The following is a 19,766-nucleotide window of genomic DNA, read 5'->3' on the forward strand; positions in this document are numbered from 1 at the left end:
AATTTCTAAATCTAAAGGTAAAATCAGTTGGTTCATGTTATAATCTTTAAACATAAGGATACCTCCGATACTTTTTGTTGTGGTGACTAAATTTTATCAGAAGGTATCCTTTTTTTCTTCCTAAAACTAAAAAAATATATAAAAAAGAACGGACCCCATAAACTTCAATGGGTCCGTTCTTTTTCAATATGAGGAGGGTTTTGTCCCAGCCTCTTTGTTTATAAATATTTAGCTCATCCAATTGGACTGTGTTGAGACATATTCGTCAGGTGAAGGTCCTGGTGCCATCGGGGGTTTCTTTGTGAAGCAAAGAATGGCCGCGATATAGAGTAGGATGGATGGTAAGGATAGAATTCCACCTAGTAAACCTGCAATAATGAATAATATTCCCGCTGTTTTCGGACTTTTATTATTCCAAACTTTCACTAATCCGATAATGTTCAATACTAACCCTATAAACGCTACTGCTACTAAAACCCAAATGACGGTGGAAAATGAGCCCATGAACGACATGAACATATCCACTTCGTCTGTGTTTAATACACCTTCATTCACTATTTCCATTCGAAACTCTTCCATGAATGTCGGATCCGTGCTTGCCATATTCCAAAAGAATGCAATTAGCGCGGTACCTACAACACTCAATGTTAATAATATCAATGATATGATACCGAGTATGCGCTCTGCTGTACGATTAATCATTCCACATCACCCTCTTCTGCTAATTTGTTTCTCTATTACTTATACGCGAGTAAAGCGAGAAAAGTTTCAAAAAGTGATGTGGAACATTCATCACGTATCTATTCCATCACAATACTTATGCTTTCACGTCGTTGTATTCATCACTTCGATCAAATGCATTCACTACGTATGAGCAGACCGCTTTCATCTTCAATCCTTTATCACGTGCATTATCAGCTGCTTGGTCAAGTAGTTTTTTTGCAACCCCTTGACCACGCAAGGATTCGTCTGTATACGTATGTGTCATCGTCATAATACCATTCTCTTCAGACCATTCGATTTCGGCTTTTACTTCGCCAGCTACTTTATACTGATAAGCGTATTTATTGCCACCTAACTCCGCAAGCTCAAAATCAATACCTTCACGCTGTTCATTGTTTTTGTTTTCACTCATGCAGATCTCTCCTTTGTAGTTGTACTTCTACCCTATAACGTACCACAATGGCATCTTAACTAAACAAAGATTTGAGCGAATCCGCCATATTTCTGAAAAATTCTTTTACCTTCTCCCAGAAGCTCGGATCGATATCACCTAACTTATCTTTGATTTTCAAGGCCATATCGGACAGTTGTTCATTCAGCTTCGTGAAGTCGATGTCTAGTTTCGAAATTCGATCCATTAAATCGATTAACAATTGGCGATCTGCATCATTCAATTCGATATTAAATTTCTTTAATTGGTCTTGGACAATCTGTTCTACGTCTTCTTTGGTCGCAGGCTTCTGTTCTGAAATCTGCTTTTTGATTTCCGTCAGCAACTTAGCAACTTCGTCTTGATCGACACCTGCTTTTTCTGAAAGCTTTGTCGCCAAACTCAATTCATCATTTGCTACATCGGTACGCTCCGTATCCAGAACCTCTCCAGATACTTCATACGCCTTGTAGATTCCAACAAGAGCTGAGTGGCCTGTTACTTTTTTGGGAGCCGCTACTTCTACGACCGCATCTTCTATACCTGCTGTTAACATTGCAGTTGCATACATATCCGTTGTTACTTGTGTAATATTGTCTGGTGTTACAATATTGATGACAATACCTTCACCTTCTTCTTGTCTGGTGATTTTCGCAGAAGAATACATACGCGCATTGCGGTCGCCGCCAGGAATGTATTTAATTAAATCATTGCCGTCCACTGACAGCTCTTCCACTTCAGCTTCCTCAGCCACTTTTAGACTTTCTTTAACACTCGCTTTTTCATCATCCGATAAATTAGCACCATACACTACAATTGGAACTCCAAGTTTTTCATTAATGACATCATCCGCTGAAACAGCAGAGGGCGCTATGATTGCAACCATCATCATGAAAGCCAATAGAGAGGCTAATCCTCTTTTCATACAGTCACTCCTCCTTGTTCTATATGTATAGATACGTTGAGGTTCATGGAAAAGTTGCGTTTGTTACACTATTAAAGTCGTCCAGCCATCTTGTTGTGTAATTCTTCGCTCTCTCATCAACGTGCCTAATGCCCGTTTGAAAGCACCTTTACTCATCTGGAACATCTCTTCGATTTCTTCAGGAGTAGATTTATCGGTAAATGGCATTTTACCACCTGATTGTTGTAAGTACGCTAGTATTTGCTCTCCATCTGTTTGCAAGCGATCTTGTTTTCTCGGCAACAATGAACCATTCATCGTTCCATCCTCATGGACATCGATAATACGAACATCTACTTCTTCGCCTAATCTAGGTTCTTCTTTACGCTCTGTCTCGTGAACAAAAATACGTTGTATATCTTCCGTCAACAAGAATGTGCCGATTGGCAACAAGCGGTAAGCTCTTGCTTTAACATTCTGATTGTACATGTCTGATTCCGCCATAGTATAGTGCTCCAGAATTCTTTCTTCTGTAACTAGACGTCCGAATAAATTACCGCCAGGATCTGTGCGAAGCGTCATATACAATTCGTCGCCCAGCTGTGGCCATAATTCTTTAATCTGCGGGAAGTCGGCCCGATTGATCAGTACTTCAAATGATGCACCAATATCTACATAAACCCCTTCACTTCTTTCCAAACGAATAACTTTCGCCCATCCGAATGAATTCATCGTAACTGTTGGTATTTGTGCAGTGCCGGTCAGTTCGCCTCTTCTATTGATATAAAGAAAGACTTCAATGGTCGATCGTTCTTGTGCATCGGGCGCTTCAGATTCATTCATATAAATCTCTTCTCCAGCAGCGTCCAATACAAAGCGCGAACCTTCTTTGCGAAGGATTTCAAGTGTTGCAAGTGTACCTGGTTGTAATAATGTCATATGGATAGTCCTCTCTAGAGTGCTTTACTTTTTAGTTTTTTCACGAATTCAGGATCAGACTCGAGTGTCTCCACCAAATCAGTAATGCGATCCATCGCATTCCAGCTTAGGTGATGTTCAATCCCTTCTACATCTCCGTAGATATTTTCTTCTTCCACGCCAATGATACGCAAAAATTGTTCTAGTAATTCATGGCGATGTACAAGTTTTTTACCAAAGCGTAAACCGCGATCAGTTAATGCCAATCCTCTGTAGCGCTCATAGTGCACGTAACCTTCACGATCAAGACGCTGAGCCATTTTCGTTACGGAGGACGGAAGGACAGAGAGTGCCTCTGCCACGTCGGACACACGCGCTTCTCCTCTTGCTTCTAGCTGCAAATAGATTTGTTCAATATAATCTTCCATACTGGGTGTAGCCAAACTATCGCCTCCTCATTTGACCGCCAACATCTACAAATTATTATCTTAAAAGTTTAAGATTTGAAAGCGTGGGTAAAATACTTATATAGCAAATAACAATGAAAAGGAGTTGATTCACTATGGGTCGTATATTATGGCTTGTTATTGTAGTACTAATAGCATTATGGGTAATTGGTTTAGTAGCGAATATTGGCGGTGGGTTAATCCACACACTTTTAGTAATTGCCGGCATTATCTTTGTTATTCAATTAATAACTGGAAGACGATCGGTATAGTGAAAACTACCGTATAGTGCTCCTTTTGTGATCAGGTAATTCTTGCGTATACACATGTGTTGCGTAAGCATTGCCCATTCGCAGAAGGGGCATTTTTGCGTAAAATACCTTCCAGTTCAAACCCAGTTCTCTTTGCTACTGCGCGACCTTTACTGTGATTCTCATCACAGAAGAATTCCACCCGTGCGGCCGATAAATCGGCAAACGCAAATCCCACAAGTTCTTTGAGTGCTTCCGTCATATACCCTCGACCTTCAAACTTTGTGTCCAACCAATATTCCACTTCAAATTTCCGAATACCCCAGTCGATTCTATGGAATCCTGCACAGCCAATAAACTCACCTGTTTCTCTTAAGAATAAGTGAAAGCTTAAAGACTTCCTGCCAATAAATTCTGAAACAGACTGACGAACATATTCTTCTGTCGACTCAATTGTCATTTCTTTTTGTGCCCATTCAGTCCACTTTCGTAACGTAGGCATTGAATGCGAAACAGCACCCCAAACATCCATCGCGTCATTTAATTCAGGTGCTCGTATATATAACCGTTCAGATTGCATCTGCTCTCTAAAGCCGGGTATACTTTTTTCGAAACGCTCTCTGTCTTCCCAACGTACAGGAGTTGTCGTACCCGCCTCGTAGTCTTCTCTCGTCATACCATAGGTTACCGCATCATAATACGTGTTTTCTTTCGGTAAGAACCATGCTTGACGCAAATGTGCTTCCTTTACAAAGCCTGCCCGTTCAAATGCTTTGCGCATTGCAGCATTGTCGTGGCGTGTATGTCCTTCAATACGAATCTTGTGCTCAGGTAACTCAAATACATACTGCGTGAGCTTTTTTAATGCACGAGAACCATATCCGTAGCCCCTGAAGTGATCAGCAATCCGAAGGTCGAATAAGGGGACATCTTCTTGTAAGTCATAGACTTTCACGATTCCCACTTTTTCATTTTCATTATTTTCAATCCAGAACGTTTTTACGTCATCAGATGCATAGCCGCCCTCTTCGATCGACTTTTCAAGTAACTCGCGACCAGGCTGACTAATATCATGGTAGGGCCATGAGTTTGTTGTCATAAACTGAATTAGTAAATCTTGTTCTTCTATTGTCCATTCTTGTAAACGCATTAAAACTCCTCCATCATGCCTGCCTGTATGCAAGCGCCACACGTGACGTTACATCGTTTGCTGGGCTTCAATTGCGTGTTCGTAAGCAATCTTCACCAGGTCTGCAACATGTTCATCTGCTAAAGAATAGTATACCATTTTTCCACGTCTTTCTGATTTGGCCAATGAATGATCCCGTAAATAACGTAAATGATGGGAAGCGGTAGCGGATGAAGATTGAATCACTGCCGCTACATCACAGACACACATTTCTGATTCCAAAGTCAGTGAATAAGCAATACGCAAACGTGTTTCATCAGCCAGTGCTTTGAATATTTGTACCATCTCGGTTACATCTGGAAGTTCTTTACGAATTTTACGAACAACATCTTCGTGCACAATCGTTACTTCACAGGCATCTTGGTTTACCACTTTTTCACCTCATTCAATAGACTGTAGATTACGGTCATTATATAGAATATTATTCAGAAAATCAATTTGATCAAATGGTCGTTTGAATCAATATTCTAATCATTTATCCGATCTTTCCCCGTGAATCTTTTCATATAATTCATCTTCTGTAGAAATATCCGCGAGCTTCACTTTCGACCGATACGCAGCACGAATAATTACATGCCCAGCTACCGGCGCTGTCAAAAAGACAAAGCCGATACCTAGAAGAAGACGTACACTTACAAAGTTTTCCGAGAAGAGAAAATAGATGAACGCGCCCGATAATGTCAATAACACGGCCAACGTTGAACTTTTCGTTGCAGCATGTGATCGAGTATAAACATCTGGCAAGCGAATCAAACCAAAGACACTCAACATACTGGCAACAGCGCCTGTCAAAATCAATAAAGCCCCTATAAATTCACCAATCCCGCTTACGTTCAACGATTTTCCCCCTCTCAATAAACTTGGAAAATGCAATGGTTCCGATAAAGGATAGAATACCAAGAATCAAAATCGCTTCCAAAAATGCTTTTGTATTTAAAATCACAGACACGACTGCAATCGTAGCAATCAAATTCACTCCAATGACATCGAGTGCTACGACGCGATCCGGCAGCGAAGGCCCTAGGATAATCCGGATGACGGCGACCAAAATAGTCAATGCGAATAGTATGACCGATATAGTAAGCATACCTGCTATCATCGTGTCACCTCCATAATCGCTTTCTCGAAATTCTTCAGTTGCTTAATCAATCCGGCACGAGACTCTTCGACATCCATTGCATGGATATATAATTCGTTGCCTTCAGGTGATACTTCCATCACAACCGAACCCGGTGTCAGAGTTAGCAACATGGACAGCACGGTCACTTCAACATCACTCGTCAAGATCGTCTCGTACTTAAAGATACCCGGCTTGATTTGCAATGTAGGTCTCATGATTTGGGAGATAACCACAAAACTTGATTGCGTTAGCTCTCTTATAAAGATCAACAAAAGCTTGCAAGCAGCGTATACTCTGCGTAAATAGAAATGGGTGCCAAAAAAACGACTCATGGCGAAAATGATTCCGAGTCCGACTAAAAAACCCATGAAAAACGTATTGAATCTCAGCTCGTCTTCATCCATTAATAACATCCATAAAAACGCAATGAATAAATTCAGCAGAAGTTGTATTGGCATGGCCATTTCTCCCTTCTATTTTAAATCGTCGCCCAGAACGGCACGAATATATTGTTCGGGATTGGCCAGCGTATCGGCTGCGTCTTGTATATAAGGTGCTATTAACTCTGCACCGATACCTAATCCCACTACTAGTACCGCAAGTAATACTAGCGGTAACCCCATCTTCTTCTCAAATGGCTTCTGATCATCTTCGCTGATCGTCGTTTCTCCCCAAAAGCTGTTGAGGAAAACACGCAGCAATGAATATAACACACCAATACTCGACAAAAATGCTACGACCAGCAGTACATACGATCCCTTTTCAATTGCACCCAAGCCTATATACACTTTTCCAATAAAACCGCTTAGGGGTGGAATACCTGCAATGGCAAGCATCGTCATGAAAAACAACCAGCCGGCAAGCGGATAGTTCCGGATCAATCCACTGATCTCATGAAACTTCGTACGACCTGTTAAATACACGACTGTGCCTGCCAATAAAAACAGCAATGCTTTACTTACCATGTCATGGACTAAATAATAACTTGCTCCCTGAAATGCTGTATACGTACCAATCGCCAAACCTGTCAGCACAAAGCCGACGGAAATGATCACGTTATATGAAACGATCTGACGCACGTCTGTATAGGCAATAGCTCCGAGACAGCCCGCTACCATCGTCAAGACCGCCAGCACACCAATGATTGTATAAATTAATGGATCATGTATGAATATTAACGTGAACATCCTGTATAGCGCGTAAATCCCGACTTTCGTTAATAATGCGCCGAACAGAGCAGCAACCGCTGTAGGTGGTGCGGAATAGGAACCAGGCAACCAGAAATACATTAACAAACCCGCTTTTAAACTAAAGACAATCAAGAAAATGATCGCAATTAAGGTTAGCAGCGGTCCTTGTCCCGTTTCCGCCACGCGGACTGCGACATGTGCCATGTTTAACGTACCAAGAGCACCGTATAAATACGCAATACCCAGCAAGAAAAACCAAGATGCCAATACATTGATCAAGACATATGTAATACCTTCTTTCAATTGCATCTTGCGTCCACCAAGAGTTAGCAATACATAGGAAGCTAGTAACATTACTTCAAAACAAACAAAGAGGTTAAATAAATCTCCAGTCAAAAACGAACCGTTGACACCCGCGACCAAAAACAGGAAGAACGGGTAGAAAAACATGGTCTCTGTCTCTACTCCTGTCGAAGCGAATGAATACAGTAAAATAATACTTGAAACAACGCATGTGGTAAGTACTAGCAACATAGCGAATGAATCGCCCACAAACAAAATACCATGTGGTGGTAGCCAGCCTCCAAAATCTAGTCGCATAATGCCGTGCAGATGAATTTGCTGCAGACAATACGCAGCGATCCCAGCAGAAGCAATTATCGTTAGAATACTCAGCACACGTTGCAAACGGATATAGGGGCGTAAGAACACTAAAATCACACCTATCAAAATAGGCAGAATCATAGGCAATACTAATAAATTATTCATCTTGTCGTCCTCGCAATCCAGGTCCCCGGTTAGACTCCTGATACAAACGGTAAGATAATACGAGCAAAAATGCCGTCACCGCAAAGCTGATGACAATCGCCGTTAAAATAAGCGCTTGTGGTAAGGCATCCGTATATTCAGCCGCATTTTCTGTCAGCAAGGGCACATCCCCTTTTTTCAAACCGCCCATCGTCAGTAATAATAAGTTAATGGCATGCGATAGGATTGCGGTCCCTAAAATGATTCTCAACATCTCTTTTGACAGAAGTAAATAGACGCCTACAGTCACCAGCACTCCAACCAGAAGGGTAATTAATGTCTCCATTACTCCACGTCCTCACTGATTCCTAAAATAATGGTCACGACGACACCGAGCACAGTCAACGCGACGCCCGCTTCGAAAATCGTCATCGTTCCAAGTTCCGTCTCACCGAAAACCGGTAAATCCACTAGCCACGTTGTCTGGGTCAGGAAAGGCTCGCCGAACACTATCGACAACATCCCCGTCCCTACCGCCAGCAACACACCAAGTGCCGCCACTCGCTTAAAATCAAACGGTGTTCCGCGGTGAACGGTTTCTATGTCATAAACCAAGTACAATAATACAAACGCCGAAGAGAGTACAAGTCCGCCAATAAAGCCACCACCCGGACTATTGTGTCCCGCTAAAAACAGCTCCACGCCAAACGTCAAGATGATGAAGAAAACAATCTTCGTGACTGTTTGTAAGATCACATCATTTTTCTTCAGAGTGATCCGCTCCCTTCTTGCGACGCAGTTTGACTAATGAGTAAACGCCAAGACCTGCGATGAACAATACCAATACCTCAAGCATCGTATCGAACGCACGGAAGTCCCCAAGTATCGTGTTGACCACATTTAGACCGCCAGCAATCCTTGATGCCGTTTCATAATAAACTGAGATAGATGGATAGATGGAATGACCTTGCACGAGTAGAGCAACCACTGTGACGGCTATTCCCGAAGCGATCGCGATCAATCCATTACGCACTCGCATGGAAATCGATTTATGTTCAGGCTTCCACTCCGGTAAGTAATAGAAGCAGAGCAAGAACAACACTGTTGTGACCGTCTCGACAACTATTTGCGTCAATGCCAAGTCTGGTGCGCGGAATACGACAAATAGAATCGCAATCGAATAGCCCAATACACCATTAAGAACAATAGCAGCAATCCTTGATTTCGCATACAAAATCGCCACACTTGAGCACATCATGACGAAGATAATAATGCCTTCATTGATCTCAATTGGGGCATCATTCGAAAAGTCGAAAATGAATTGTTGAAAACCTAGTAACCCTACTCCGACAAGTGCAATGAAAACTAACATGATGTAAGCAACATAGTCACGTACCGATCCAGTCATGTAGGCTTTCGTCACAACAGAAGCGATTCGTTCAGTGCGAATTAAAAACGCATTATAAAAGCGGTCGAGTGTCCATTGTAAAAAGCCTAATCTGTAAATGCCTTTCCAGTAACGCAAGAAACGATACAGTAAGATTCCGGCGACAATCAAACCAATCGTCATAAAGATTGGCATCCTCCATCCATGCCACACATGAATTTCAGGTACTAGACCGGTCATTCCTTCAAATTTTGGATACACGGCATTCATTGCGGGCCCTAAAATATACGTACCGAGCAGATTCGGGAAGAAAAATATCAGTACGACTAGACTCCCAAGAACTATCGGTGAAATCAGCATTTGAATCGGTGCTTCATGTGCTGGTCGCTGTCCCGACATCGGTGGCGGTACTTTGCCGAAAAACGTCTGAAACACAATAATCATACAATAAATGAAAGTGAATATACTTCCGATCCATGCAACGATCGGGAACAACAACACCATCGAATCCATCGTCAACAGATTCGCATCTTTCAATGACAGCATGGCTTCAAAAAAGAGTTCCTTACTTAAGAAGCCGTTAAATGGTGGAAGGCCCGCCATGGAAAAACTACCGATCAGTGCGATGGTAAACGTGATCGGCATAATAGTAGCTAATCCACCGAGCCGTTTAATATTACGTGTACCTAGCTGATGATCTAAAATACCGACGACCATAAATAAAGCGCCTTTAAAGGTAGAATGATTGATTAAATGAAATAATGCAGCGAACGTCGCAGCAGTAAATAATGCAATTTGCGCACTCTCAGAAGATGCGAATGCCAGTGAACCGATGCCTAACAAACTCATGATCATTCCGAGCTGACTCACTGTAGAGAACGCGAGTAGAGCTTTTAGATCCGTTTGCTTCACTGCATTTACAGACCCCCATAGCATCGTCAATAATCCTACACATGACACAACATAGAACCATGTCGCATCACCTGCGAAAATTGGTGTGAAACGTGCCACTAAATAAATTCCTGCTTTAACCATCGTCGCGGAGTGTAGATACGCGCTGACGGGCGTAGGTGCTTCCATTGCATCAGGCAACCAAATATGGAATGGAAACTGTGCAGACTTAGTGAACGCACCGAGCAAAACAAGTAGCATAGCAGGGATGAATAACGAATCCGCTGCAATCACTTCCCGCATAGCGATTAATTCCTGCAAATTAAATGTCCCTGTGATCGTATAGAGCATTAAAAATCCAACTAACATGAAGACACCGCCCGTGACGGTAATGAGCATGGATTTCTTCGCTCCGTATCTGGATTGTTTTCGGTGATACCAAAATGCAATCAATAGAAAGGAGGAAATACTCGTTAATTCCCAAAATACGTAAAGAACGATCAAGTTATCAGATAAAACGACTCCCAACATAGCGCCCATGAAAAGCAGTAAATATGTATAGAAACGCCCGATCGCTTCTCGCTCTGAAAGATAATAAATGGAATACAACACAACTAAACTTCCAATACCCGTAATCAATAAAGCAAAAATCATACTCAATCCATCTAAATGAGTGGAAAAATGTACACCCGCAGAAGGTATCCAAGGGAATGTATATAAATAAGAAGCTCCATTTGAAAGCGATGGAACTAGGCGGAGTAATAAAATGAATAAGAAGAGCGGAATTGTAATCACGAACCAACCAATCCGTCGACCTGTCAGGAATTTATGTATAAATGGCACTAAACATGCTGCGATAAATGGTAAGAAAATTGCTAGCAAGACAGTTATCAATCTAACACCTCCAAAAAATATTTTTTTATATAATACTGAGGGACTCTTGACTGAACCCTATACGTTATGCATAATGGGACTCTAAGTATAGAATATATTCTCTACTGAAAAGTATACACTACTTTATCAAAAACCGCATAGGAAGCGCGGTCAGCATACTGTAAGGCCAAGTTCGTAATCCCGTCTCTGGGATGAGGTTCTCTGGCGGAATTGCAGCGGAAAGCATTCCCCTAATATGTGAACCGAATACACGTAGTTTATAGAATTCAAAGAGGTGAAGAGTCATTATGGGCAAAATGAAAAGCCGTATGGACGAGAGCATTCTCGTTTGTGTGTATTACGGTCCAAATGGTGAACGTCTCATTAACAGAGGATATAAAATTGCTGCAATCATGGGCTGTCCACTCTATATCCTGACCGTCGACCCTGCTCCACTAGATGATTTCGATGTGGAGAAGTCAGAGTATGTAGACCGTTGGAAAGAACTTGCGGAAGAGTTGGATGTAGAAGCGTTCATTATTCGCGATGATGAGAAGCGCCCTACTGCAAAAGTCATCAAAGAAGTGGCTCACCAGTACGGTATTACACAGATTATTATCGGACAGACTGCACAAAGTCGCTGGGAAGAAATCACAAAAGGTTCATTCATGAACGTTCTGTTGAGAGAAATTCCATTTGTGGACTTTCATGTCGTGTCGGTTGATCGTGCGATTAAGGTTGAGACGGAAGGGACGTTTGAAAAGGGAGTACGTGCCTATCTGGTTCCAGATGGCGATAACTTCCGCATAAACTTCACGCTTTCGAAACATGCGCAGTACGAGGGAATTTTCTTTAAGGAGATCGGTACGGATTTCAATAACGGTCTTTTTAAGTTCATGCAGAATAATAAGATCTGCCAGGTACAGATAGAAGATGACCAGGTGATCGACTCAAGCAAGATCCAGTGCAAGATACAGAATTAATATCACTTGAGATGTCCCAGGATGGGGCATCTCTTTTTTGTGTAGGGTTAGAGTCAAATGCAAAGGTCTTGGAATGGGGTTCTATAGAAGTGAGTGAGTTTGTGAGTGGTTCGGGATGGAAGCTCCAGTTGGGGGACGCTTTCCCATGGGCTCTCGGCGAGCCAACCAGGTCGCAGGCTCCCTTTTGGTTGTCTCTCCTTTCGGGCTGATCCTGCGGGAAGAGCCGTAACGAAGAACGGCTTTTGCGAGTAAAAGCGCAGCGTTAGGAGCACATCTTTGCACTTCGCCCCCAACTTCCGCTTCCATCCTACGTTGATAGTGTGGTTACTTAGATTACTCACTGTAAGAAGTGTTTGAATTATTGTTTTGTCTTAACTTATTTAAGTTCAAGTATTGAAGTATAATATCGATTACAAGCCTAACTTCAATGTACAACGAAAAATATTATCTACTCACATTGCAAGGGATTGGAGCGAGAGCCGTAACGAAGAACGGCTTTTGCGAGTAAAAGCGTAGCGTTAGGAGCACATCTTTGCACCAGGGGGTGATTCACCGCTTCCCCTTCGAAGCGCAAATCCCCTACGCTATCCCATAACCAGCCTATCTGCAGCACTTTTCTTACCAATTCCTAGCGTGAAAAAGCTGTCCTAAGAAGTCAGTAAAGCCCTGACATCTTGGACAGCACATGCAACTCTTATTATTCCGAAAGCTCTTCCCCGACGATCTTCACTTCCATCTCCAGATCAATCCCGAAATTCTTCTTCACTTCCGCTTTCACCATCTCAATCGTCCGAATATAATCTGACGCCGTAGCATCCTTCTTGTTCACGATGAATCCCGCATGCTTAGTAGACACTTCCGCTCCACCAAACCCTTTACCTTGTAATCCACTATCCTGGATCAACTTTCCGGCGAAGTAGCCCGGTGGTCGTTTAAACACACTACCCGCTGAAGGATATTCGAGAGGCTGCTTCGACTCACGCTGGAACGTTAAGTCCGCCACCGCAGAATCGATATCGTCTTGCTCACCTTGAGCGAGTGCGAATTCTGCTGATAGAACATAATAGCCTTCTGTAGTAATGATACTTTTGCGATACCCTAGTTCCAACTCGTCTTTTGAAAGCACAAAAATCTTTCCTGTGCTATCCATTACGGTTGCTTGAAGAATGATGTCTTTGATTTCTCCACCATATGCACCTGCGTTCATTGCCATGGCACCACCGATTGACCCTGGTATTCCACATGCAAACTCAAGACCCGTTAAGCAGGCTTTTGCTGCTTCTCTAGAGGCTTCAATTATGTCAGCACCAGCTTCCGCTATCATTCTATTACCTTCAATCTTTATATGATTGAAGTTCGCCATATACATGACAATTCCTCGTACACCGCCATCACGAACGACCATATTCGAACCGTTCCCCAGCAATAAAATCGGTATATTGTGATCGTAAGCATAGCTAACAACCGCTTGCACTTCTTCTATTGTGCCAGGCGCGGCAACGACATCCGCTTTACCGCCTAGGCGTGTTTTCGTATATTTGTTTAGTGGTTCATCAAGTAACAACCAACCGCTTTGTATTTTCTTTTGAAGTTCTTCAAACCATCGATGTTTTGACACCTACATCAAGTCCTTTCAGTATACGTGTCTCCAATTTTACGGAAACAATCTTATCCATCTATTAGTATGCTTGCAATCGGCCTTTTTGACAAGGTATTTCATTTTGACTTTTGATGTTATTTCAATTACAGTTTAGCTAACTAAATATCCATAAGGAGGAGTGAAAGTGAATAGATGGAAAGTAGATCGCATAGCGTCCGCTGTCGGCTTTTCAGTTCCACATATGATGGTATCCACTGTAACGGGAACGTTTGAAGAGTTTTCAGGTGAATTACAAGGGAATATAGCAGATCTAACAAAGAGCAAGATTAGTTTTCAAGTAATTGTCCCTTCCATCCAGACCAAGAATAGAGACCGTGATCTACATTTATGCTCGGAAGACTTTTTTGATGCACAAATCTTTCCACAAATGACTTTCACTTCTCGCTCCATTTATAACGACATAGACGGCAAGTATCAAATGTCGGGCGATCTCACTGTTAAAAACACCACGAAGCGAGCAGTATTCTGTATCACTCCCAAAGAAGTCACCATATTCGGCGCCAATTATCTTGTCGAGGGTGAAATCAAAAGAAAAGACTTCGGTTTAATGTGGAATCGCGCAATCGAAGCTGGTGGTGTCATGGTCGGCGATGTAATTGATATTCGAATGACGATTGTAGTTTCTAAAGATGAAGAAAATATAAAACAGCAGCAACCTGAATAGGTCACTGCCTTAAAAGCTTGAAGACAACTCGAGAGTTTTTCTGAGTATATCTTCAAGCTTTTCTTTCATTATAGTGTGGATTCACTGCCTTAGGACAAGGTGCTAGTTAATCGTAAATGAAATGCGTCCACCAAGAGTGTAAACTATACCCTTTTAGCTCTTCTGTCTTCCAAGAAGGTTAGATATCACAAGAATCGTCGTCACATTGACCGCCGTTATCAGTGCCTAGTACTTGTAACGTTGGTTTCGTAATGCCTTCTTCTTCCGCAATCTTTTCTAACGCTTCGACAAATGCTTCTGTGGGCTGTGCACCGCTTATAGCATACTTCCTATTAATAACAAAGAACGGTACGCCTTTAACTCCAACTTCCTGCGCTTCGTCAATATCGCGTTTCACTTCGTTAGAGAAGTCATTACTATGAAGCATCGCCTTGGTTTTCTCTGCATCCAATCCAGCTTCCGTCGCGATCGCTACGAGTATTTGCTCCGTATCGATGCTCTCCCCTTCCACGAAGTAACTATGCATTAGCTGCTCTGTTACTTCCTTCTCGAGTCCGTGTTTTTCTGCGAATTTCGCAAGGCGATGTGCATCAAATGTATTGGATGTTTTCATTTTATCCACTTGATACTGAAGATCCACTGTTTTTGCTTGCTCTTCGATATTCTTCATCATATTTTCTGCTTCTTGTTTACTAACATTAAATTTAATAGCTAATCCATCCAATAATGATTGGCCAGAATCAATTGGTGTACTTGGATCCAATTGATACGCCTTGAATATGACCTCCGCTTTTTCGTCAAGTCCAGACTGTTTCAAGGCATGTTCCAAACGTCTTTTACCAATATAGCAAAATGGACAAACATAATCTGACCATACTTCAATTTTCATTTTTTTGCCCCACCTTTCTATCTTCTATTTTAGATTCAAGTAAAGTTGGCAACAATGTTAATGCTTACGTTATGTAAATTTATAGAATGAGGTGTCCAAATGAATGAATCATTATGGCTTGCTACTGCTTATCCGAAGTCTAGTTATCCAACAGTAGAAGATGATTTAACATGTGATGTGTTAATCATCGGAGGTGGTTTAAGTGGAATAGCGAATGCTTACTTTTTAGCGAAACAAGGAAAAGATGTGGTGTTGCTCGAAAAGAACAGCTTGTTGCACGGTGCAACAGGAAATTCTACAGGTAAATTAACCGCCCAACACGATTTAGTGTATGCGGATATGATTGAACAGTTTGATGTAGATAGTGCTAAACAATATTTCAATGTAAATGAACAAGCTCTTGATTTCGCACGATCCATTTCTGAAGCGGACCAATTGCAAGTTGCCCATTCAGCACTTTATTCTCAATCGGCTGAGGGTACAGAACGATTACTTGCGGAAAAAAAGGCTTACGAAGCGATCGGAATTCCATTTGTTCTTGCAGGAAGCGCATCCTACTTGCCATTTGAAACTGCTCATACATTACTAGTCGAAGACGAAGCACAAATACATCCCGTTCGTTTCGGACAACAATTAGCGCAACTTGCTGTGAAAGAAGGCGCACGAATATTTGAACATGCACAAGTCGCTGCTTTAGATACCGATCGTCATTTCGTCAAGCTCTCTTCATCTAAAATAGTCGGTTACCGTCAGCTTGTCATCTGCTCTCATTATCCTATTGAAGCTCTAGAAGGGATGCAAATTCTCAAACTGGATGTGGAGCGATCCTATATCGCTGCGGCAAAGACCGAAACACCATTTGACCATCAATATATATCAGTGGACGAGCCGAAACGCTCCATACGAACCGCTACGATTGATGATCAATCCTATTTATTGCTATGTGCGCAATCACATCCTGCCGGTTCAGAAAAAGAAACACAGTTACATTATGATAGCTTGACCGAGGATATAAAAACGACTTTGGGACATCCTGATATTGTCTACAAATGGTCGGCACAGGATCCGTCTACACCTGATTTAGTACCTTATGCAGGAGCCATTTCAACTTCTTCTCCAGACGTTTATATTAGTACGGGCTATCGGAAATGGGGACTATCCAACTCTTTGGCGTGTGCAGAAATCATCTCGGATGCAATTGTCGGACGATCGAATGCCGCAAGTGAATTGTTTTCTCCAGGCAGAACCGATTTTGGTTCATTATTCAATCGCGCTTTATTATTAGGTGGCCGTACAGTAAAAGAATTTGCCGGTGGACATATCGCTCGAACCGACTCTCCAATCTGTACGCATATGGGTTGCCGCACTCGCTGGAATAAAGGAGATCAAACATGGGACTGTCCTTGTCACGGTTCCCGGTTCCGTGCAGATGGAACCGTATTAGAAGGGCCAGCCACCCAGCCTCTCGATTTAGGATAAAAAAACTGTCACAGAAATCGTTTTACCGATTCTCTGTGACAGTTTACTAATTATGAAAGTGCTTCAGTCAATACAGGAACAATTTGTTTCTTGCGTGAAACGATTCCTCTCAACAATGCAGAATTATTATTGAAATCTACATTAAACGCAGATCCTGCACGTTCCGCTTCTTTTCCAAGCGCAATGATAACCGAGTCACTATTAATGATGTCAGTCACAACAAATAGGAATAAATCCAATCCCTTTTGTTCGATCACTTCATTTAATACAACTTCTAGTTCATCTTGGCGCCCAAGGATATCTTGCAAGTCCACTGCGTTTACTTGTGCGATTTCCATTTTCACATCGCCGAAAATAAATTCTTTCGCATCTAAGTTAGCCAATTCTCTTACAGGCACTGAACTCAAGTCCGCCCCTGCTTTTAACATGTCTAAACCATACACAGCCGCATCTACTTCTGCAATAGCGGCAAGCTCTTCAGCTGCTGCCTGGTCTTGCGGTGTGAACGTTGGTGATTTGAACAGCAATGAATCCGACACGATTGCGGATAGCATTAAACCAGCAATATTTTTCGGTATTTCAACGCCATGTTCTTTGAATAATTTATTCAAAATCGTTGCTGTACAGCCTACTGGTTCCGCACGGTAATATAGCGGATCATTTGTCTGGAAGTTCGCAATACGGTGATGGTCGATCACTTCCAACACTTGTACATCATCCAAGTCATCCACACTTTGCTGCTTTTCATTGTGGTCGACTAAGATGACTTGGGATGTTTCAGTTGCCGCTTTTTCAATTAGACGTGGGGCTTCAAAGCCGAAAGTTTCAAGAGCGTATGCTGTTTCTTTCGTGATATTCCCTAGACGTACAGCTTCCGCATCCACACCAATTTGTTGTTTGAGATATGCATACGTAATCGCAGATGCGATAGAATCCGTATCCGGGTTTTTATGTCCAATAACTAAAACTTTTGACATTTTTTAATTCCTCCTATTTCACTATGTTTACTAACTATATTCTATCACACTAATTCTGATTGACTAGTGGGAAATAGTAAAGATTGTATTTCATCTTTATTATGAAGGAAGTCTGCAATCGTATAACGGTCGAGTACGGCAAAATAAGCTTGGAGTGCTTCATATAATACACCCCGCAACTGGCAGGCCTGAGACAACACGCACATGTTTTTATTTGGATCAAAACATTCGACTAAATGAAAGTCGTCTTCTGTTTTACGAACTAATTCTCCTACATTGATACTAATCGGTTCTACACTGAGACGGATTCCGCCACCACGACCGCGAATAGTTTCGATCAGTTCCAGCTTCCCTAATTCATGGACTATTTTGGTGAGGTGATTTTTTGAGATCTGATAAGCATCCGATATTTCTTGAACAGTGGATAATTCACCCGGTTTCTTAGTAGCTAAAAAAATCAGAACACGCAGCGAATAATCTGTATACATTGTCAAACGCATAATATCACCACTTTCTGCTCTCCCTTCATTATAGCATTTCCGATTGGAAAATCATCGATTTACGCTGGTGGTTATAAGTGGAAGCGTGGCTACTTTTTGAATAGAATGTGACAACCTTCACATTTTCTTTTTAAACATGTATTTAACATATAGCTTTTAAAACATAAATGATTTATGATAGAGATATCAAATACGGAGAGGTTGTGCATTATAAATGTTAGATCAAAAAACTATCGACGTTATCAAATCCACAGTACCAGTACTAGAGGAACATGGAACAGCTATTACTACAGCGTTTTACAAAAATATGTTTGTGGCTCATCCCGAATTACTAGATATATTCAACCATGCTAATCAGTCTCAAGGACGTCAGCAGACAGCTCTTGCAAACACAGTATACGCAGCAGCGCAACATATCGATAACCTAGAAGCAATTCTACCGGTTGTTGTACAAATTGCTCACAAGCACGTATCACTTGGAATCTTGCCGGAACATTATCCAATTGTCGGAGAGTATCTATTAAAAGCCATTAAAGAAGTACTTGGCGATGCAGCGACTCCTGAAATTATGGATGCATGGAAAGCCGCTTACGGTGTAATCGCTGGCGCATTCATCGGTGTAGAAAAAGATATGTACGAGAATACAAAAAAAGCTGACGGTGGATGGGAATTATTTAAAGACTTCGAAATCGTCGACAAAGTAGAAGAAAGTGATGTCATTACTTCATTTTACTTAAAGCCTGTTGACGGTAAAAAACTACCATACTATTTACCAGGACAATACATTACAATCCGCATGGAAATCCCAGGCGCGAAAAACATTGTTAACCGTCAATATAGTTTGTCTCAAAAATCAAATGATGAGACTTTCCGTATCTCGGTTAAACGTGAAGATACATTATCACCAAACGGCGTAGTATCTTGCTACTTGCATGAAAATGCAAGCGTTGGCGACATTGTTGAAGTCAGTGCACCAGCAGGTGATTTCTTCTTGGATCCAACAGGTACAGCACCTGTTACATTAATCAGTGGCGGTGTAGGTATTACACCTATGAAAGCTATGTATTCAACGATTGCAGACTTGTCTCCTGAACGTGAAGTAGCATTCTTGCATTCTGCACGTACACGCAGCCAACAAGCATTTGCGAATAAACTAGAGCAATTAAATGCAAAATTGCCAAACTCTACGTACAAAGCTCTTTATTCAGAAGAGGGAGACGGCATGTTCACTCGTAAGTTCCTTGAAGAAAACGTCATTGCAGGCAGTGATGTCTATGTATGTGGACCTACTGGCTTCATGGAGTTCGTTCTTCAGCAGCTTTATGCAATGGGTGTACCAGAAGAGAAAATCCACTTCGAGTTCTTCGGTCCAGCTGTAGCACTTCAATTACAATCAGTATAAGCACAAAATGAGGCTGGGACAAAACCCTCCTTGAAATCGAAAAAGAACGGACCCATTGAAGTTTATGGGGTCCGTTCTTTTTTATATAGGATTTTTTAATTTTAGGAAGAAAAAAAGGATACCTTCTGATAAAATTTAGTCAC

General features: G+C 41.8%; 23 protein-coding genes. 5 read left to right on the plus strand and 18 right to left on the minus strand.

Going from position 1 to position 19,766, the window contains the following annotated elements; translation table 11 throughout:
* Positions 1 to 228: 228 nt before the first annotated feature.
* From CSV76_RS16460 to mntR, 5 genes are all read right to left on the minus strand, one after another.
* Positions 229 to 702, minus strand: coding sequence for a DUF4064 domain-containing protein (locus CSV76_RS16460; RefSeq protein ID WP_099626251.1), 474 nt, complete (start codon positions 700 to 702; stop codon positions 229 to 231).
* Between the two features lie 115 nt (positions 703 to 817).
* Complete coding sequence (locus CSV76_RS16465) at positions 818 to 1,099, minus strand: GNAT family N-acetyltransferase (RefSeq protein WP_085429024.1); 282 nt, start codon at positions 1,097 to 1,099, stop codon at positions 818 to 820.
* A 91-nt stretch (positions 1,100 to 1,190) separates the two neighbouring features.
* Positions 1,191 to 2,078, minus strand: a complete 888-nt coding sequence (locus CSV76_RS16470; protein WP_099626252.1) for a DUF1002 domain-containing protein — start codon at positions 2,076 to 2,078, stop codon at positions 1,191 to 1,193.
* 63 nt (positions 2,079 to 2,141) lie between these two features.
* Complete coding sequence (locus CSV76_RS16475) at positions 2,142 to 2,996, minus strand: CvfB family protein (RefSeq protein WP_099626253.1); 855 nt, start codon at positions 2,994 to 2,996, stop codon at positions 2,142 to 2,144.
* A gap of 14 nt (positions 2,997 to 3,010) precedes the next feature.
* Complete coding sequence (mntR, locus tag CSV76_RS16480) at positions 3,011 to 3,418, minus strand: transcriptional regulator MntR (protein ID WP_029054749.1); 408 nt, start codon at positions 3,416 to 3,418, stop codon at positions 3,011 to 3,013.
* A 119-nt stretch (positions 3,419 to 3,537) separates the two neighbouring features.
* Here mntR and CSV76_RS17170 point away from each other — a divergent pair, with 119 nt between their 5' ends.
* Positions 3,538 to 3,693: a lmo0937 family membrane protein gene (locus tag CSV76_RS17170; protein ID WP_143560391.1), complete on the plus strand. Its 156-nt coding sequence runs from the start codon at positions 3,538 to 3,540 to the stop codon at positions 3,691 to 3,693.
* A 31-nt stretch (positions 3,694 to 3,724) separates the two neighbouring features.
* Here the strand turns inward: CSV76_RS17170 and CSV76_RS16485 are convergent, their stop codons facing one another.
* The 9 genes from CSV76_RS16485 to CSV76_RS16525 all read right to left on the minus strand — a co-directional run bounded on the left by CSV76_RS16485 (position 3,725) and on the right by CSV76_RS16525 (position 11,090).
* A complete protein-coding gene (locus CSV76_RS16485; RefSeq protein ID WP_099626254.1) occupies positions 3,725 to 4,822 on the minus strand; it encodes a GNAT family N-acetyltransferase in 1,098 nt (365 codons plus the stop codon).
* A gap of 48 nt (positions 4,823 to 4,870) precedes the next feature.
* Positions 4,871 to 5,233, minus strand: coding sequence for an ArsR/SmtB family transcription factor (locus CSV76_RS16490; protein ID WP_232319613.1), 363 nt, complete (start codon positions 5,231 to 5,233; stop codon positions 4,871 to 4,873).
* 99 nt (positions 5,234 to 5,332) lie between these two features.
* The gene (gene mnhG / locus CSV76_RS16495; RefSeq protein WP_085427378.1) at positions 5,333 to 5,698 is read right to left on the minus strand and encodes a monovalent cation/H(+) antiporter subunit G; all 366 of its coding nucleotides are present in this window, start codon (positions 5,696 to 5,698) and stop codon (positions 5,333 to 5,335) included.
* Positions 5,676 to 5,960 (minus strand): Na(+)/H(+) antiporter subunit F1, encoded by a 285-nt coding sequence (locus CSV76_RS16500; RefSeq protein ID WP_085427379.1) that lies wholly within the window; start codon positions 5,958 to 5,960, stop codon positions 5,676 to 5,678. The genes mnhG and CSV76_RS16500 overlap by 23 nt, the downstream gene beginning before the upstream one ends.
* Positions 5,957 to 6,439, minus strand: a complete 483-nt coding sequence (locus CSV76_RS16505; protein ID WP_085427380.1) for a Na+/H+ antiporter subunit E — start codon at positions 6,437 to 6,439, stop codon at positions 5,957 to 5,959. The genes CSV76_RS16500 and CSV76_RS16505 overlap by 4 nt, the downstream gene beginning before the upstream one ends.
* Positions 6,440 to 6,454: 15 nt before the next feature.
* On the minus strand, positions 6,455 to 7,939 hold the full coding sequence (locus CSV76_RS16510; RefSeq protein ID WP_099626255.1) for a Na+/H+ antiporter subunit D: 1,485 nt from the start codon (positions 7,937 to 7,939) through the stop codon (positions 6,455 to 6,457).
* Complete coding sequence (locus CSV76_RS16515; RefSeq protein ID WP_085427382.1) at positions 7,932 to 8,264, minus strand: Na(+)/H(+) antiporter subunit C; 333 nt, start codon at positions 8,262 to 8,264, stop codon at positions 7,932 to 7,934. The genes CSV76_RS16510 and CSV76_RS16515 overlap by 8 nt, the downstream gene beginning before the upstream one ends.
* On the minus strand, positions 8,264 to 8,689 hold the full coding sequence (locus CSV76_RS16520) for a Na(+)/H(+) antiporter subunit B (RefSeq protein WP_085427383.1): 426 nt from the start codon (positions 8,687 to 8,689) through the stop codon (positions 8,264 to 8,266). Before CSV76_RS16520 ends, CSV76_RS16515 begins: the two co-directional genes overlap by 1 nt.
* Positions 8,676 to 11,090, minus strand: a complete 2,415-nt coding sequence (locus tag CSV76_RS16525) for a Na+/H+ antiporter subunit A (RefSeq protein WP_199170395.1) — start codon at positions 11,088 to 11,090, stop codon at positions 8,676 to 8,678. Before CSV76_RS16525 ends, CSV76_RS16520 begins: the two co-directional genes overlap by 14 nt.
* 287 nt (positions 11,091 to 11,377) lie before the next feature.
* Between CSV76_RS16525 and CSV76_RS16530 the strand changes: the two genes are divergently transcribed.
* A complete protein-coding gene (locus CSV76_RS16530; protein WP_099626256.1) occupies positions 11,378 to 12,052 on the plus strand; it encodes an adenine nucleotide alpha hydrolase family protein in 675 nt (224 codons plus the stop codon).
* 697 nt (positions 12,053 to 12,749) lie between these two features.
* Here the strand turns inward: CSV76_RS16530 and murB are convergent.
* On the minus strand, positions 12,750 to 13,670 hold the full coding sequence (gene murB / locus CSV76_RS16540) for a UDP-N-acetylmuramate dehydrogenase (protein ID WP_099626258.1): 921 nt from the start codon (positions 13,668 to 13,670) through the stop codon (positions 12,750 to 12,752).
* Positions 13,671 to 13,836: 166 nt separating this feature from the next.
* Here murB and CSV76_RS16545 point away from each other — a divergent pair, with 166 nt between their 5' ends.
* A complete protein-coding gene (locus tag CSV76_RS16545) occupies positions 13,837 to 14,376 on the plus strand; it encodes a YceI family protein (protein ID WP_158232843.1) in 540 nt (179 codons plus the stop codon).
* A 178-nt stretch (positions 14,377 to 14,554) separates the two neighbouring features.
* On the opposite strand, the gene CSV76_RS16550 is transcribed toward CSV76_RS16545, so the two are convergent.
* The gene (locus CSV76_RS16550; protein WP_099626260.1) at positions 14,555 to 15,265 is read right to left on the minus strand and encodes a DsbA family oxidoreductase; all 711 of its coding nucleotides are present in this window, start codon (positions 15,263 to 15,265) and stop codon (positions 14,555 to 14,557) included.
* A gap of 99 nt (positions 15,266 to 15,364) precedes the next feature.
* Here CSV76_RS16550 and CSV76_RS16555 point away from each other — a divergent pair, with 99 nt between their 5' ends.
* Entirely contained in the window at positions 15,365 to 16,744 is a 1,380-nt protein-coding gene (locus CSV76_RS16555) for an FAD-dependent oxidoreductase (RefSeq protein WP_099626261.1), read from the plus strand.
* A gap of 50 nt (positions 16,745 to 16,794) precedes the next feature.
* Here the strand turns inward: CSV76_RS16555 and CSV76_RS16560 are convergent, their stop codons facing one another.
* Together CSV76_RS16560 and CSV76_RS16565 are read right to left on the minus strand one after the other, a co-directional pair.
* Entirely contained in the window at positions 16,795 to 17,721 is a 927-nt protein-coding gene (locus CSV76_RS16560; RefSeq protein ID WP_085427390.1) for a manganese-dependent inorganic pyrophosphatase, read from the minus strand.
* 44 nt (positions 17,722 to 17,765) lie between these two features.
* Positions 17,766 to 18,221, minus strand: a complete 456-nt coding sequence (locus CSV76_RS16565; protein WP_085427391.1) for an RrF2 family transcriptional regulator — start codon at positions 18,219 to 18,221, stop codon at positions 17,766 to 17,768.
* 214 nt (positions 18,222 to 18,435) lie between these two features.
* Between CSV76_RS16565 and hmpA the strand changes: the two genes are divergently transcribed.
* Entirely contained in the window at positions 18,436 to 19,623 is a 1,188-nt protein-coding gene (hmpA, locus tag CSV76_RS16570) for an NO-inducible flavohemoprotein (RefSeq protein WP_099626262.1), read from the plus strand.
* The last annotated feature ends 143 nt before the right edge of the window (positions 19,624 to 19,766 follow it).

It is taken from the genome of Sporosarcina sp. P17b, assembly GCF_002743115.1.
Lineage (GTDB): Bacteria > Bacillota > Bacilli > Bacillales_A > Planococcaceae > Sporosarcina > Sporosarcina ureae_C.